The sequence below is a fragment of the Geothrix rubra genome (genome assembly GCF_030268065.1).
Classification (GTDB): Bacteria; Acidobacteriota; Holophagae; order Holophagales; family Holophagaceae; genus Geothrix; species Geothrix rubra.
In genome coordinates, this window is record NZ_BSDD01000004.1 from 1 (window position 1) to 15,253 (window position 15,253).

The 15,253-nt window shown below is 69.0% G+C and carries 11 protein-coding genes and 2 tRNA genes; 5 read left to right on the forward strand and 8 right to left on the reverse strand.

Translation table 11 applies throughout. The annotated features are described in order from the left end of the window. Positions 1-608: 608 nt before the first annotated feature. From atpC to QSJ33_RS10570, 7 genes are all read right to left on the reverse strand, one after another. A complete protein-coding gene (gene atpC, locus QSJ33_RS10540; RefSeq protein WP_285725852.1) occupies positions 609-1,031 on the reverse strand; it encodes an ATP synthase F1 subunit epsilon in 423 nt (140 codons plus the stop codon). A 69-nt stretch (positions 1,032-1,100) separates the two neighbouring features. Continuing rightward, positions 1,101-2,525: a F0F1 ATP synthase subunit beta gene (atpD, locus tag QSJ33_RS10545; RefSeq protein ID WP_285725854.1), complete on the reverse strand. Its 1,425-nt coding sequence runs from the start codon at positions 2,523-2,525 to the stop codon at positions 1,101-1,103. A 33-nt stretch (positions 2,526-2,558) separates the two neighbouring features. After that, entirely contained in the window at positions 2,559-3,440 is an 882-nt protein-coding gene (atpG, locus tag QSJ33_RS10550) for an ATP synthase F1 subunit gamma (RefSeq protein WP_285725856.1), read from the reverse strand. A gap of 183 nt (positions 3,441-3,623) precedes the next feature. Next, positions 3,624-5,192 carry a F0F1 ATP synthase subunit alpha gene (gene atpA / locus QSJ33_RS10555; RefSeq protein ID WP_285725858.1) on the reverse strand — a complete coding sequence of 523 codons (1,569 nt, stop codon included), beginning with the start codon at positions 5,190-5,192 and terminating at the stop codon, positions 3,624-3,626. Between the two features lie 37 nt (positions 5,193-5,229). Next, the gene (atpH, locus tag QSJ33_RS10560) at positions 5,230-5,772 is read right to left on the reverse strand and encodes an ATP synthase F1 subunit delta (RefSeq protein WP_285725860.1); all 543 of its coding nucleotides are present in this window, start codon (positions 5,770-5,772) and stop codon (positions 5,230-5,232) included. After that, positions 5,769-6,491 (reverse strand): ATP synthase F0 subunit B, encoded by a 723-nt coding sequence (locus QSJ33_RS10565; RefSeq protein ID WP_285726575.1) that lies wholly within the window; start codon positions 6,489-6,491, stop codon positions 5,769-5,771. Before QSJ33_RS10565 ends, atpH begins: the two co-directional genes overlap by 4 nt. A gap of 2 nt (positions 6,492-6,493) precedes the next feature. After that, the gene (locus QSJ33_RS10570) at positions 6,494-7,006 is read right to left on the reverse strand and encodes a F0F1 ATP synthase subunit B family protein (protein WP_285725861.1); all 513 of its coding nucleotides are present in this window, start codon (positions 7,004-7,006) and stop codon (positions 6,494-6,496) included. Between the two features lie 194 nt (positions 7,007-7,200). Here QSJ33_RS10570 and QSJ33_RS10575 point away from each other — a divergent pair. Both QSJ33_RS10575 and QSJ33_RS10580 read left to right on the forward strand, forming a co-directional pair. After that, a tRNA-Val gene (locus tag QSJ33_RS10575) sits at positions 7,201-7,276 on the forward strand. Positions 7,277-7,297: 21 nt separating this feature from the next. Then, positions 7,298-7,374: transfer RNA gene (locus tag QSJ33_RS10580), tRNA-Asp, on the forward strand. A gap of 368 nt (positions 7,375-7,742) precedes the next feature. On the opposite strand, the gene QSJ33_RS10585 is transcribed toward QSJ33_RS10580, so the two are convergent. Next, a complete protein-coding gene (locus QSJ33_RS10585; RefSeq protein WP_285725863.1) occupies positions 7,743-8,087 on the reverse strand; it encodes a hypothetical protein in 345 nt (114 codons plus the stop codon). Between the two features lie 108 nt (positions 8,088-8,195). On the opposite strand from QSJ33_RS10585, the gene der reads away from it, so the two are divergent. The 3 genes from der to QSJ33_RS10600 all read left to right on the forward strand — a co-directional run bounded on the left by der (position 8,196) and on the right by QSJ33_RS10600 (position 15,151). Beyond that, positions 8,196-9,692, forward strand: a complete 1,497-nt coding sequence (gene der / locus QSJ33_RS10590) for a ribosome biogenesis GTPase Der (protein ID WP_285725866.1) — start codon at positions 8,196-8,198, stop codon at positions 9,690-9,692. Positions 9,693-9,759: 67 nt separating this feature from the next. Beyond that, positions 9,760-12,459, forward strand: coding sequence for a cyclic nucleotide-binding domain-containing protein (locus QSJ33_RS10595; RefSeq protein WP_285725867.1), 2,700 nt, complete (start codon positions 9,760-9,762; stop codon positions 12,457-12,459). Between the two features lie 241 nt (positions 12,460-12,700). Continuing rightward, complete coding sequence (locus QSJ33_RS10600) at positions 12,701-15,151, forward strand: M4 family metallopeptidase (protein ID WP_285725869.1); 2,451 nt, start codon at positions 12,701-12,703, stop codon at positions 15,149-15,151. Positions 15,152-15,253: the final 102 nt, after the last annotated feature.

Consider the following 15,253-nt stretch of genomic DNA (forward strand, 5'->3'; position numbering starts at 1 on the left):
CCGATCCCTCGTCTCCTCATCTCTCCCCTCATCTCTCTTCCCTCTCCAAAATCCTTCCCCGTACCACCCGCTTGCTCCCTCGAGATCCCTTCACCTCAACCTCTCGGAACCTGCCGCCAAAGTTAGCTCACCTCGAGGTTATTTGAAGCCACTTTCTAGATGGCCATATGGTTAAATTGTTTGACGCAACAGACACAGTCGTGACATCAAACGCTGAATTGCATGAGGCTATTTTTTCAGCATCTTATGTCTCAATTGCATTTGAATTTTCAGCTGTCTTCACAATGATTTCTCCTTTTTTCTGCCCTCCGGCAGGGGTTGGTTTGTGATCTGTGACACTGAGACCAAAACTCTTGTATCTCGCAAGGGTCGCCGGGCCGGGGTTCGGCGTTCCCCGCCACGGCAAAACCGGCTCCCTGCGCAGGCTCCGCCTGCTTCCTCCGCCAGGCCAGGCCCAAGGAGGGCCCGTCACCGGTCGGCCATGGGAGCCCTCACCCGGTTCGCCTCAAGGCCCCCGGTACGTGACAAAGCCCCCTTGCGGGGGCCTCGGATGTTCCTGCGGTGCGGCGCTTGGATCGCTCAGCCGAGCAGGGGCCTGGCAGGATCCGTCAGAACCCGTGACCTGCGGGGTGTCCCGCGGCCTGGAGGCGGATGAGGCTGGCGTCGAGTTCGGCCTGGGCCCTGTCCATATCCTGCTCGGTCCGGGCCTCTTTCAGGAGCTTCAGGGCGCGCTGGCGATCCGCCTCGACCTGTTCCAGGTCGATCATCTCCACGGTCTCGCTCTCCCGGGCCAAGATGGTGACCCGCTCGGGGCCCACCTCGGCGAAGCCGCCGAAGACCGTCAGCCAGTGGCGCTGGCCATCCTTCACGAAGTAGAGGAGCCCGTCCCCCACCGGGGTCATGAGCGGGGTGTGGCCGGGCAGGATGCCGTAGTAGCCGCGGAAGGCGGTGGGGAACTGCACCTCCGACACCTCGGCGGAGAACACCGGCCGCTCGGGGGTGACCACTTCCAGCAGGATCCTGTCGCTCACGATTCCTCCCTCTCGAACCTGCGGGCCGGGATGCGCTCCCGGCCCGACTCACATGCATGCCCCGCCTTATCAGGCCTGGGCGGCCAGCTTCTCAGCCTTCTCCACGGCCTCCTCGATGGTGCCCACGAGGTAGAAGGCCTGCTCGGGCAGGTGGTCCCACTTACCGTCGCAGATCTCGGCGAAGCCGCGGATGCTGTCCTCCAGCTTCACGTACTTGCCCTGCATGCCCGTGAACTGCTCGGCCACGTGGAAGGGCTGGCTGAGGAACCGCTGGATCTTGCGGGCGCGGGCCACGACGAGCTTGTCGTCGTCGGAGAGCTCGTCCATGCCCAGGATGGCGATGATGTCCTGGAGCTCCTTGTACTTCTGCAGGATCGCCTTCACGCGCATGGCGGTGTTGTAGTGCAGATCGCCCAGGATGCGGGGATCCAGCAGGCGGCTCGTGGAGGCGAGGGGATCCACGGCGGGGTAGATGCCGAGGGCCGCGATCTCGCGGGAGAGGTTCGTGGTGGCATCCAGGTGGGCGAAGGTGGTGGCGGGCGCCGGATCGGTGTAGTCGTCGGCCGGCACGTATACGGCCTGCACGGAGGTGATGGAGCCCTTCTTCGTGGAGGTGATGCGCTCCTGCAGCTCGCCCATCTCCGTGGCCAGGGTGGGCTGGTAGCCCACGGCGCTGGGCATGCGGCCCAGCAGCGCGGACACCTCGGCACCGGCCTGGGTGAAGCGGAAGATGTTGTCGATGAAGAGCAGCACGTCCTTGCCTTCCTGGTCGCGGAAGTACTCGGCGACCGTGAGGCCCGTCAGCGCCACGCGGGCGCGGGCTCCGGGGGGTTCGGTCATCTGGCCGTAGATCAGGGCCACCTTCGACTTGGAGAGATCCTCCTTGTTGATGACGCCCGAATCCATCATCTCGTGCCAGAGATCGTTGCCCTCGCGGGTGCGCTCGCCCACGCCCGCGAACACGGAATAGCCGCCGTGGCCCTTGGCGATGTTGTTGATGAGCTCCATGATGAGCACCGTCTTGCCCACGCCGGCGCCACCGAAGAGGCCCGTCTTGCCGCCCTTCGCGTAGGGCTCCAGCAGGTCGATGACCTTGATGCCCGTCTCGAACATCTCCGAAGAGGTGTTCAGCTCCTCGTACTTCGGAGCCTCGCGGTGGATGGGCAGGGTCATCTTGTTGCCGACCGGTCCCCGCTCGTCCACGGGATCGCCCACCACGTTGATGATGCGGCCCAGCGTCTCGGGGCCCACCGGCACGTTGATGGGCTTGCCGGTGTCGGTCACGATCTGGCCGCGGACCATGCCCTCGGTGGGCTGCATGGAGACGCAGCGCACGCGGTTCTCGCCGAGGTGCTGCTGCACCTCCAGCGTCACGGTGGCACCGGCGATCTCGGTGTGCAGCGCGTTCATGATCTCGGGCAGGTGGCTGTCGAACTCGACGTCCACGGCGGGACCGACGACGGCGATCACGCGGCCTTGAAGGGTGTTGGACATGGGTTACCTCAACGAAGGAATGGGCGGAAGGCTCTAGGCGTTGGCGCCGCTGACGATCTCGATGATCTGGTTGGTGATCGAGGCCTGGCGGATCTTGTTCATGGTCAGGGTCAGCTTGGCGATCATCTCGCCGGCATTGTTGCTGGCCTTGTCCATGGCCGCCATCCGGGCCCCGTGTTCGGAGGCGCTGCTCTCGAGAAGGGTCCGGAGCAGTTCCGTCTCCACGAACCGCGGCAGGAGGGTCTCCAGCACCGTGTTCGGGTCGGGCTCCAGCAGGTGGGCCACCTCGAGGGCATCGCGGCCCTCCGCGCGGCGCTCGAGCTCGATGGGGAAGAGGCGGAACACCGTGGGCGTCTGCGCCACGGGGCTGTTGAAGTAGTTGTAGATCACGTAGAGGGCATCGATCTCGCCGGCGTGGTACTGGGCCGCGGCGCCCTCGGCGATCTCCTGGACCACCCGCTGGAGGCCCGTGAGGGGCACCCCGAGGTACTCGCCCGAGGCCGCCAGCTTGCGCTTGCGGGCCCAGTCGGCGGCCCGCTTGCCGATCACGTCGAGGTGGACGATCTCGGCAGGGCACTCGTGCAGGAAGGTGTGGGCCGCCTTGAAGACGTTGGCGTTGAACCCGCCGCAAAGCCCCTTGTCGGAGGCGACGAGGACCACCCGGATGCGCTTCTCCTCGCGGGGTGCGAGGAAGGCCTGGGCGGCCGGGCCCGGCACGATCTCCGTGCTGCCCTTGATGCGCCCCACCACCCGGCGGACGACGTCCATCAACTTCCCGGCGTACGGCCGGAGGGCCACCAGGCGCTCCTGCGACTTCCGCAGCTTCACCGCGGAAATCATCTTCATGGCCTTGGTGACCTGCTGCGTGTTCTTGACTGACCGAATGCGGCGTCGGATGTCCTGGAGACCGGCCATGGCTAGTTACTCCAATCCGAAAGGGGTCGGCAAGGCAAGCTCATGGCCTTGGTGACCTGCTGGGTGTTCTTCACCGACCGGATGCGGCGGCGAATGTCATCTCCGAAAGCCCGCTGGGCTTTCGGAGAACGGCTCGCCACCACCCGTCCGTTCGGTGCGGCTTTTTGGAGACCGGCCATCGGACTAGGCTCCCGCGGCCTGGTTCAGGGAGGCCAGGAAGGTCTCCTTGAAGGTCGCGACCTGGGCCTTGAGCTGGGCCTTGGCGTCGTCGGAGAGGGTCTTGGTGTCGCGGATGCCGCGGAGCACCTCCGGCGCGTTCACGTCGAGGTAGGCCATCATCTCGGTCTCGAAGCGGCGCACCTGGGCGACCGGCAGGTCGTCCACGTAGCCGTTGGTGGCCATCCAGATGCTGACGACCTGCTTCTCCACGGCCATGGGCTGGTACTGGCCCTGCTTCAGGATCTCCACCAGGCGCTGGCCGCGGTTCAGCTGCGCCAGGGTGGCCTTGTCCAGGTCCGAGCCGAACTGGGCGAAGGCCGCCAGTTCGCGGTACTGGGCCAGGTCGAGTTTGATGGTGCCGGCCACGGACTTCATGGCCTTCACCTGGGCGGATCCGCCCACGCGGCTCACGGAGATGCCCACGTTCACCGCCGGGCGCACGCCGGCGTTGAAGAGGTCGCTCTCGAGGAAGATCTGGCCGTCGGTGATGGAGATGACGTTGGTGGGGATGTAGGCGGACACGTCACCGGCCTGGGTCTCGATGACCGGCAGCGCGGTCAGCGACCCGGCGCCGCGCTCGTCGCTCAGCTTGCAGGCGCGCTCCAGGAGGCGGCTGTGGAGGTAGAACACGTCGCCGGGGTAGGCCTCGCGTCCGGGGGGGCGGCGCACCAGCAGCGAGATCTCGCGGTAGGCGGCGGCCTGCTTGGAGAGGTCGTCGTAGATGCAGAGCACGTGGCCGCCGGGGTTGTCCTTGCCCGCGGGCTTCCCGTCCTTGCCGTGCCACATGAAGTACTCGCCCATGGCGGCGCCCGTCATGGGGGCCAGGAAGAGCAGCGGGGCGGCCTCGGAGGCGGAGGCGGCCACCACGATGGTGTGCTTCATGGCGTCGTACTCTTCCAGGGTCTTCACCACCTGGGCGATGGTGGAGCGCTTCTGGCCGATGGCGACGTAGATGCAGATCACGCCGGTGTCGCGCTGGTTGATGATCGTGTCCACGGCGACGGCGGTCTTGCCGGTCTGGCGGTCGCCGATGATCAGCTCGCGCTGGCCGCGGCCGATGGGGATCAGGCTGTCGATGGCCTTGAGGCCCGTCTGCATGGGCTCGTGCACGCTCTTGCGGTCCACGATGCCGGGGGCGATGCGCTCGATGGGGTTGGTGGCGGTGGCCTGGATCGGGCCCTTCCCGTCGATGGGGTTGCCAAGCGCATCCACCACCCGGCCCACGAAGGCGGGTCCCACGGGCACGGACATGATCTTGCCGGTCCGCTTGACGGTGTCCCCTTCCTTGATGGCCGCGGCGTCGCCCAGCAGGATGATGCCGACGTTGTCCTCCTCCAGGTTGAAGGCGAGGCCCATCACGCCGTGGGGCAGCTCCAGCAGCTCGCCGGACATGGCCTTCTCCAGGCCGTAGGCGCGGGCGATGCCGTCACCCACGCTGATGACCGTGCCGACCTCGGCCACGTCCACCTGGGCGTCGAAGCCCTCGATCTGGCTGCGAATGATGCGGGAGATCTCTTCCGCGCGGATATCCATGAATTCCTCCGAAACCTGCGTGTGAAGTCGAACGGGACTAGGCCGAGAGAAGCTGGGTCTTGAGCTGGCGGAGCTGCCCCTGGATCGAGGCATCCAGGACGGTGGAGCCCACCTGGACCTTCAAGCCGCCGAGGAGGGTGGGATCCTGCTGCCAGGAGAGGCGGATGGTCTTCCCGGTGCGGGCAGCCAGGGAGGCGACGAGCGCCTTCGACTGGGCGTCGCTGAGGGGCTGGGCGCTGGACACGCGAGCCTCCACGATGCCGGCGCGCTCATCGACGAGTTCGGCGAAGGTGTGCCGGATGTCGGAGAGCAGGTTGAGGCGCCCTGCCTCGGCGACCACGCTGAAGAAGTGGCGGAGGGTCCCGCTCACCTTCGCGGAGGCGAGGATGGTCTCGAAGACCTCGGCCTTCTTCCTGGGGAGGACGAGCGGCGAGGCCACGAGCCGCGTGAGGTCGGCATGGGCGGCCACCGTCGCGGCCACGGTTTCCAGTTCCTGCTGGAGCTGGGGGACATTGCCCTGCTGGTCGCCGATCTGGAGGAGGGCCTTGGCGTAGCGCCGGGCGGTCAGGCGATTGCTCACTGGATGCCTCCGATCTGCTGGATGGCCCGGTCCAGGGCCTTCGCCGCCTCGGGTCCGGTGAGCTTGGCCTCCAGGCGCCTGGTGGCTCCCTCCACGGCCAGCTCGGACACCAGGGCCCGCAGTTCCTGCTCGGCCAGGCGCTTCTGGTGGCCGATCTCCGTCTGGGCCTGGGCCAGGATCTGCTCGGCCTCGGCCCGGGCGGCCTCGAGCACCCGCTGCTTCTCGGCCTCGGCATCGGACTCGGCCTTCGCCAGGATGCCCGCCAGCTCGCCTTCGAGCCCGGCCATCTTGGCCTGCAGCTCCTTCATCTGGGCCTCGGCCTCCAGCTTGTCGCGCTCGGCCTGGGACAGCAGGGTCTCCAGCTCCTCCTTGCGGGACTTGAACATGGCCGAGAGGGCGCCCTTCAACAGGAAGAACAGCCCCCCCGCATAGATGGCGAAGTTCAACAGCTGGACCAGGAAGGCCGGGCCATTGCCGTAGGCCTTCCCGAAGAGGGTCATGGCCGCCTTGTGGTGCCCGCCCTCGTGGGCCTCGCCCCCTTCATGGCCTTCCGCGGAGCCGGATTCGGCGGCGGCCGCATGCCCCTCGGCGGGCGCGGCTTCGTGACCCTGGGCCGGCGCGGTGGCGTGGGCCTCCTCCGGGGCATGGGACTGGGCGGCCAGCCCCAGGGGGCTCAGCGTCAGGGCGGCGGCGAGGGAGAGTCGGGTCAGGATCGTCATGGTCACGCCTGCTTCAGGAGGGTCTGGGCCATGGATTCGGCCAGGGCGTCCACCTGGGCCAGGAGATCCTGCTTCGCCGCGGCCTGCTGCGCCTTGAGGGCGCCCACGGCCTCCTCGCGCTGGACGGTCGCGCGGGTTCTCGCGGCTTCGAGGAGCGCCAGCTTCTCGCGGTTGGCCGCATCGGCCAAGGCCTTGCGGCGGGCGAAGGCCTGGTTGCGAAGCTCCTTCAGACGACCCTGGTAGTCCTTCTGGCGGGCGTCCAGCTCGGCCGCCGCCTTGGCCTTGGCGTCGCCGCCGGCCTGGAGGTCGCGGTCACGGTCGGACATCACGCGCGTGATGGGCTGGAAGAACACCACGCGCAGGTAGAGGTAGAGCACCACCAGCAGGCCGATGACGAACACGAGGGCCACGGGATCCGGCCGCATGGGATCCGGCATCTGGGCCAGGATGCGCTGCACCGGTCCGCCCCCGTCGGGGGTTTGGAGCGTCAGATTCGCCAGTTCCAGCAGCGCCACGGGCCACCCTCCAGAAACATCCCAAGGCCTCGGCCGAGGGATCGGCCAGGGTCATACCGACACCAGCGAAGGGTCCGCGGGAACCCCTGGCACGGAAGTCTAAAAACCTTACCAGAACAGCCAGAACGCCTCAACGCCGGACTTGGGACTTGACCCCTCCTGCATCCCATGGAATGATGGCTGTTCGGCGATTCGGGCGATTAGCTCAGTCGGTAGAGCAGCTGCCTTACACGCAGCATGTCGGCGGTTCGAGCCCGTCATCGCCCACCAGCTCCGCTGGTGCAAAAGCAAGGGGTTGTAGCTCAGTCGGTTAGAGTGCCGGCCTGTCACGCCGGAGGTCGCGGGTTCGAGCCCCGTCAGCCCCGCCAAGAAAAAGGGTCCCACCGGGGACCCTTTTTTCTTGGCGGAACAGAAGTTGGGCTCGAACCCGCGAGTGGGATCGCGGAGGCAGGGCTCGATGCCCTGCCGGAGCGAGACCGGGGGACGCAAGCCCGCAGGGCGCAGCGGACCCGTTCGAGCCCCTGCCCGCGTGGGTCCCCATGAAGGGCGGAGAACGACAAGGGCTGTTGGGCTCGAACCCGCCCCGGCCACGCGGGCGTGGCCGGGATCCAGCGTCGAGTGGGCTGGCCACCCCATCGCAGAGGCCCTCCAGTGGAGGGCCGGAGCAGGGGTGACCAGACCGGGGGACGCAAGCCCGAAGGGCGCCGCGGACCCGTTCGAGCCCCCGCCAGCTGCCTCAGCGCATCTCGGCCCGGGCCGTCGCGATGTCCCGCCTGAGCAGCACGGCCTGCTCCCGGGCCTCCGTGGTCCGGAGTCGGGGCAGGAGGGCCTCCACTTCCCGGTCGAGGCGATCGAGCCGGGTCGGGAGGTCATCCGACAGGCTGGAGGCATCCACCCCCAGGGCCTGGGTCTTGCCCGCCTCCCGCCACTGCTGACGGATGCGACCCAGGGTGTCCCGCAGCGCCGCCACCTGCTCCTCCTCGGGAGAGAGGGCCACCCAGGGCCACCGCCCCGTCAGGAGGTAGGACCCGCCGACCATGACCCCGCCCACCAGGAGGGCGACCACCAGAAGCCGCTTCATGCGCCACCCCGAGGATCCGGTGCCATTGTAGGTCCGTGCGGGGGGCGATCCGGCAATCGCCCTGTCCTTTCCGGGGCGAACCGATAGACTGGAAGGCTTGGAACAGCCATGAAACTTCCCCTCGTCGCCCTCTGCGGACGCCCGAATGTGGGCAAGTCCACCCTCTTCAACCGGCTCACCCGCAGCCGGGCGGCCCTGGTCCACGACCTGCCGGGCATGACCCGCGACCGCAGCTACGGCCGCGTAACTTGCCTGGACGAGGAGGGGCAGGCCCTGGAGGTCTTCGAGCTGGTGGACACCGGCGGCCTGGACTTCGAGGGCGACGATGTCATCACCCAGGGCATCACCCGCATGGCCGAGGCCGCGCTCCAGGAGGCCCACGTGGCGGTGCTGCTGGTGGACGGCCATGACGGCCTGACGGCGGGGGACGAGGAGATCGCGGCCCGCCTCCGCCGGATGGGCAAGCCGACGCTCCTCGTCGTCAACAAGCTGGACGGCATGAAGGGCGGCGCCCCCGACGGCGGGTTCTACGGCCTGGGCTTCGACGCCGTGCTCGCCATCTCAGCCGCCCACGGGGCCGGGGTTCCCGAGCTGCTGGAGGCCCTCCGGACCCGCCTGCCCTTCCACCGCACGCCGGAGGAGGCCGAGGCCCACGACCCCTCCGACGAGCTGCGCTTCGCCCTCATCGGCCGCCCCAACGTGGGCAAGTCCTCCCTCACCAACCGCCTGCTGGGCTACGAGCGCAGCCTCGTGAGCGAGGTGGCCGGCACCACCCGGGACACCGTGGACACCGTCTTCCACGTGAAGGACAAGGTCTTCCGCCTCATCGACACGGCGGGCATCCGCAAGAAGGGCAAGACCCACGAGGGCGCCGAGAAGCTCAGCATCCTGAAGGCCAAGCAGGCCATGGCCCGGGCGGACGTGAGCCTCCTCCTGCTGGACGCCGTGGAGGGCGCCACCCACCAGGACGCCGTCATCGCCGGCTACGCCCAGGAGGCCGGCGCGGCCGTGATCCTGGTGGTGAACAAGTGGGACCTGGTCGAGAAGGACACCCACACCATCTACGGCGCGGAGGAGGACCTCCGGCGGAGCCTGGGATTCCTCCACCACGCGCCCATGATCTTCCTCTCGGCGCTGACCGGACAGCGGGTGTCCAAGCTCTTCGGGATGATCGAGCAGCTGGCGGCGGCCCATGCCCAGCGCGTGTCCACGGGCGAGCTGAACCGGTTCCTCCGGGAGTCCGTGGCGGCCATGAGCCCCCATGCCGTGGACGGCAAGCTCCCCAAGCTCTACTTCATGACCCAGGTGGGTGTCCGGCCCCCCAGCTTCGTCATCAAGGCCAACACGGACAGGGGCCTCCACTTCAGCTACGTCCGCTACCTGGAGAACCGGCTGCGGGAGCAGTTCGGCTTCCAGGGCGTGCCCCTGCGCCTGAGCATCCAGAAGAAGCAGAAGGACGAGGACGTCCCCTCCGAGTCCGCCAAGGTGCGGAAGATCCTCGACGTGGGCGAAGGGCTCAAGCCCGGGCGGAAGGCCACGTCCGAGGCTTCCGAAGGCCGTCGCCGGTCGGGCGGGCCCCGCAAGCGGAGAACCACCCGCTCCTAGCGGGAACAGGCTGGTGCAGGGAATAAATCGGGGCTACTGTCGGGACAACTTCCAAGCCCGAGCCCCCATGCCGACCGCCCCCCAGCCCCGACCCGCGGCCCAGAAGGCCCCGCCCGAGCCCGCCCTCCGCACGGCCGTGCGGGCCGCCGGGCTCCTCGTGCTCGTCGGGGCGGGGCCCCTGGCCCTCCTGCACCCGCTGGGGGTGCGGATCGTCTGGGCCGTGGCCGTGGCGGCCCTGCCCCTGGGCATCGTCCTCGCCGGCTACCATGCCTGGCGCCGGGTCTGTCCCCTCGCCTTCTTCGCCACCCTGGGCCAGCGCCTGAAGCGCCAGGGCAAACGCAAGGCCGGGGAATGGCTGGGGCGGCACCACCTGGATGTCCAGGCGATGATCCTGGGCACGGCCCTGGCCCTCCGCCACCTCGGGGCCAACGACGCCCCCTGGGCCCTGGCCCTCCTCTTCGCGGCCGTGATCCTCGCCGCCCTGTCCGTGGGCTTCCTCTACACCGGAAAGACCTGGTGCAACCACCTCTGCCCCGTGGGCCTGGTCGAGAAGCTCTACCTGGAGCCGACCCAGCTCGCTTCGCCAGAGGGCAACTCCCAGTGCGCGGCCTGCACGGCCTGCAAGAAGAACTGCCCGGACATCGATCTCGAGCAGGCCTACTGGAAGGAGGCGGACCTGCCCGCCCGCCGCCGGGCCTACTTCCTCTGGCCCGGGCTGGTGCTCGGCTACTTCGTCTACCCCTGGCTGGCGACGGGAACCTGGACGGCCTATGGGGCGGCTGCCTGGGCGCCCGCCGGATCCCTCCCGGGGCTCCGGTCGCCGGGCCTCTTCTTCGCGCCCCAGGTTCCGAAGATCCTGGCCGTCCCTGCCACCCTGGCGACCTTCGCCCTGCTGGGCTGGACAGCCTTCCGGCTCGTCGAGGCCGCCTTGCGCCGCGCCGGCTCCGACGCGGGCCGGGCCCGCCACCGCGCCATGGCCCTGGCCGCCTTCTCGGGCTTCCTCCTCTTCTACGGTTTCGCCGGCCGGGCGGTCCTCGCCCTCCTCCCGGACTGGGCCGGCGATGTCCTCGGCGTGGGGGTGGTCATGGCCGCCACCCTGGTGCTCCTGGGGCGCTGGCGGCGCACCGAGGCCGACTTCGTCCACGAGAAGTTCGCCCGGGGCCTCCTGAAGCGGTGGGAGTGGGGCGACACGCCCCCCACGGACAACCTGAGCGACCTCTACCTGCTCCACCAGGAGCGGACCCAGCAGAAGGAGGCCCGGCTCGCCGCCTACAAGGCCACGGTGCGCGACCTCCTGGCCGAAGGGGTCGTCAACCCGGGGAACCTGCGGGTCCTCCAGCGGATGCGCGCCGAGCTGGGCATCCCCGACAAGGACCACGACAAGCTGCTCGCGGAGCTGGATCTGGAGGATCGCCGCCTGTTCGACCCGGAGTTCCAGGGAAGCATGGAGAAACGGCTCCAGCTCGAGCAGTACCGGCGGGAACTCGAATCCCTCCTCCTCGACGGCGCCGGCACCCCGCCCTCCGCCCCGGTGCTCGAGGCCCTCCGCAGGGCCCACGGCCTCGACGAGGCCGAACACCAAACCATCCTCGGAGAACTCCGAGGGGAGGCCGGCCCCCTGCGGGCCCGGCTGCGCAAGCCCGCGGACGCGCTCCTGAACCTGCACCGCACCGGCCTCGCGGCGGACCGGCTGGAATCCGGGTGGAGCGCCGGGGCCCCCGTGGGACCGGCCCGGGCGCGCCGCCTCGCCTTCCTCCGCCACGTGGTCCGCTGGCGGCAGCGCGGGGAGGCCGGCCGGATCCTGCGCATCCTCGACCTGGTTCCCGGCGGCCCGGACGTGGGCCCCCTCCACCGCCTGCTCGCCTCCTCGGCACCGGAGGCCCTCCGGGACCTGCTCGCGGCCCTGGGCGCCCTGGCGCCGGAACTGGCCGCCCTGGCCACCCTCCCGACCGATCCAGGGGATCCCGAACCGGCCCTCCTCCTGGCCGCGAAGGACGAGTCCATCCACCTGCGGGCCGCGGCCCTGGCCCTGCTGGCCCAGATCCAGAGCCCGGCCTCCGAGGCCGCCCTCCGGGCCGCCCTGCTGGATCCCAGCGCCCTCGTGCGCGACACCGCCCAGGCGGCCCTGGGCGCCTCCCGGGAGCTGGAGGAGGTGGCGCAGGCCCTGCCCGGCGAGGACGACGAGCAGGCCTGGCTGTTGCGGGCGGCCGTCCAGGCCCTTCCGGGAGGCTCCGGAGCCGGCCGCGCGGGCCAGGGGACCCTCCGGCACAGCGCCGCGAGCCTGAGCCGCTTGGCTTCCCCCGAAGCCCCCCTCGCGACCCTCGAGAAGCTGATGTACCTCCACGGGGTGCCCCTCTTCGGGGAGCTGGATCCCGAGGACCTGGAGGCCCTGGCCCGGTCGGCCCGGGAGCGGCGCTGGGCCGCCGAGGACATCCTCTGCCGGCAGGGGGAGTGGTCGGACGACGTCTTCCTGCTGCTCCGCGGCCGGGTCCGGGCCTGGGTGCAGACCCCCGAAGGCCGGCCCCGCGTGCTGGGGGACTCCACGGAAGGTGCCTGCCTGGGTGAGATGGCGGCCCTGGATCCGGCCCCCCGCACGGCCACCCTCACCGCCCTCACGGAGGTGAAGGCCCTGGTCCTGGATGGCGCCGCCTTCAGGGACTCCCTCCAGACCCGCCCCGAGGTCGGCGGAGGCGTCCTCCGGGTCCTCACCCGCCGCCTCCGATCGCTGATCCGGGAGGTCCAGACCGAACCCTCACCCGGAACCTGATTCCCGGCGAGGGTGCTTACCTGCCTCCGCCCAACATTTGACTTTTACAATCAATACAGAGTCTCAGTATTTAAAAACTTAACATCACTTAACTTGAGCCGAGTGGCGGCGCTCCCTGAAGCTGGGGCCCACCTCCCGTTCTTTCACCCTCGGCTCGCCCAAGCCCGTCAAGGCTCCCGCGAGTGCAGCACACGGCCCCCCGGCCGGGTGCTGCTTCCCCCCACCTTTCTAGGAGTTGTCCATGGCGACGACCCGTGGCCGCTTGGCCCTGACCACCCTTACCGCGGCGCTGGCCGCCGGTGCGCTTTGCGCCGCCTCCCATCCCCAGGAAGCCGTCCGCGTGAACGCCGCGGCCCAGCGGCTCATGGCCCAGCGCACCCAGCTCGGCCTGGATGCGAACGCCGACTTCCGGCTCCGCGCCTCCCAGACGGATGAACTCGGCCAGACCCACGGCCACTTCCAGCAGATGTACAAGGGCGTGCGCGTGTGGGGCGGCGACGCCATCACCCACGTGGACCGTGAGGGCAATCCCCTGCCCCTCACCAACGAGCTGAAGCGGAATATCTTCCTCAACGTCACGCCTTCCCTGGCCTCCGACGAGGCGCTCGCCGTCGCCAACCGGGACCTGGCCCCCCAGGGCCCCTACGCCTACGCGCCGACCTCCGAGCTGGTGGTGGTTCCCGAGATGGTCGACGTGGTGCGACCCCAGGGCCCCCGCGCCCTGGACCGCGAGCTCAGCGCCACCGACGTGACCCGCCAGGTCCTGCGCTACACCCTCGCCTACCACATCCACACCGAGCTGGAGAACGACCAGGACGGCATCCGGCACACCGACTACCTGGTGAATGCCCACACCGGCGCCATCCTCAAGAAGTGGGACACCCTCCACACCACCGCCGCCACGGGCACCGGCAACAGCCAGTACAACGGCGTCATCAGCCTGCCCACGAACTACACGGGCAGCACCTACGAGCTGCGCGACATGACCCGCGGCTCGGGCGGCTCCTTCGGCAACAACGTGGTCACCAACATGGCCCACGCCTCCACCACCTCCACGGCCACCGGCACCCTCTACACCGACGCCGACAACACCTGGGGCGACGGCGCCAACTACGTGGAAGGCTCCTCCACCACCGCCGCCAACGGCGAGACGGCCGCCGTGGACGCCATGTTCGGCATGGTCAAGTCCTGGGACTTCTACAAGAACGTCTTCGGCCGGAACGGCATCGACGGCAACGGGACCGCCACCTACAGCCGCGTGCACATCAGCAACAGCTACGACAACGCCTTCTGGTCCGACAGCTGCTTCTGCATGACCTACGGGGACGGTTCCAGCTTCACCACCCTGACCGCCCTCGACGTGGCCGGCCACGAGATGAGCCACGGCGTCTGCGCCCGCACGGCGAACCTCACCTACTCCGGCGAGTCGGGTGGCCTGAACGAGTCCAACTCGGACATCTTCGGCACCATGATCGAGTTCTACGCCCGGGGCGGATCGGGTTCCACCATCGGCAGCACCGGCGGCAACTGGACCATCGGCGAGCAGCTCTCCGCCACGCCGCTGCGCTACATGTACAAGCCCAGCCTCGACGGCTCCAGCCCCGACGCCTGGTCCTCCACGGTCGGCAACCTGGACGTGCACTACTCCAGCGGCCCCATGAACCGCTGCTTCTACTTCCTGAGCCAGGGCGCCACCACCAGCGGCAACACCAGCACCACCTACCTGCCCAGCGGCATGACCGGCATCGGCAATGACGCGGCCGCCCGCATCTGGTTCCGGGCTCTCACCACCTACATGACCTCCAGCACGAACTACGCCGGGGCCCGCACCGCTTCCATCAACGCCGCCAAGGACCTCTACGGCGCCGGGAGCGCCCAAGAACAGGCCGTGTGGAACGCCTTCCACGGCATCAACGTGGGCGCCGCCTGGACCAGCGGCAGCACCGACACCACCGCCCCCACCGTCTCTGCCACGGAGAGCGGCACCACCGGCACCATCACCTTCAGCGCCACCGCCTCGGACAACGTGGGCGTGAGCAAGGTGGAGTTCTACGTGGACGGGGTGCTGAAGGGCACGGACACCACCAGCCCCTACAGCATGACGTTCAACAGCGCCACCCTGACCAACGGCAGCCACACCCTCACCGCCAAGGCCTATGACGCCGCCGGCAACGTCGGCACCTCCACCGCCGTCTCCTTCTCCGTCAGCAACAGCACCTCCACAGGTTCCGAGCTGATGGTGAATGGCGGCTTCGAGAGCGGAACCACCCCCTGGGTGGGCACCACCGGCGACATCGGCGCCTGGACGGGCGAGGCCGCCCATGCCGGCACCCGCTGCGCCTGGCTCTGCGGCAACGGCGCCACCGCCACGGAGACCCTCTACCAGCAGGTCGCCATCGCCAGCACGGCCACCAGCGCCACCCTGACCTTCTGGCTGCACATCGACACCGCCGAGACCACCACCTCGACGGCCTACGACAAGCTGACGGTCCAGGTCCTCAACGGCTCGGGCACGGTCCTGTCGACCCTGGCCACCTACTCGAACCTGAACAAGAACACCGGCTATGCCCAGAAGACCTTCGACCTCACCGCCTACAAGGGCCAGACGATCCGGGTCTACTTCAAGGGCACCGAGGACAGCAGCCTGCAGACCTCCTTCGTCATCGACGACGTGAGCCTCCAGGTCAAGTAGCCGATCCCGGTTGATGCAGGGGCCGCCTCCCGGGGCGGCCCCCGTCTGTACGGGCCGGCGCATCAGGCCTCGTGTCACGCTGCCTTTGCCGGACGAAACTTA

Excerpts from the sequence above, each read along its gene's own strand:
- atpD (WP_285725854.1), bottom strand. The coding sequence starts at position 2,525 with ATGTCCAACACCCTTCAAGGCCGCGTGATCGCCGTCGTCGGTCCCGCC.
- atpG (WP_285725856.1), bottom strand. The coding sequence starts at position 3,440 with ATGGCCGGTCTCCAGGACATCCGACGCCGCATTCGGTCAGTCAAGAAC.
- atpA (WP_285725858.1), bottom strand. The coding sequence starts at position 5,192 with ATGGATATCCGCGCGGAAGAGATCTCCCGCATCATTCGCAGCCAGATC.
- QSJ33_RS10565 (WP_285726575.1), bottom strand. The coding sequence starts at position 6,491 with ATGACGATCCTGACCCGACTCTCCCTCGCCGCCGCCCTGACGCTGAGC.
- QSJ33_RS10585 (WP_285725863.1), bottom strand. The coding sequence starts at position 8,087 with ATGAAGCGGCTTCTGGTGGTCGCCCTCCTGGTGGGCGGGGTCATGGTC.
- der (WP_285725866.1), top strand. The coding sequence starts at position 8,196 with ATGAAACTTCCCCTCGTCGCCCTCTGCGGACGCCCGAATGTGGGCAAG.
- QSJ33_RS10595 (WP_285725867.1), top strand. The coding sequence starts at position 9,760 with ATGCCGACCGCCCCCCAGCCCCGACCCGCGGCCCAGAAGGCCCCGCCC.
- QSJ33_RS10600 (WP_285725869.1), top strand. The coding sequence starts at position 12,701 with ATGGCGACGACCCGTGGCCGCTTGGCCCTGACCACCCTTACCGCGGCG.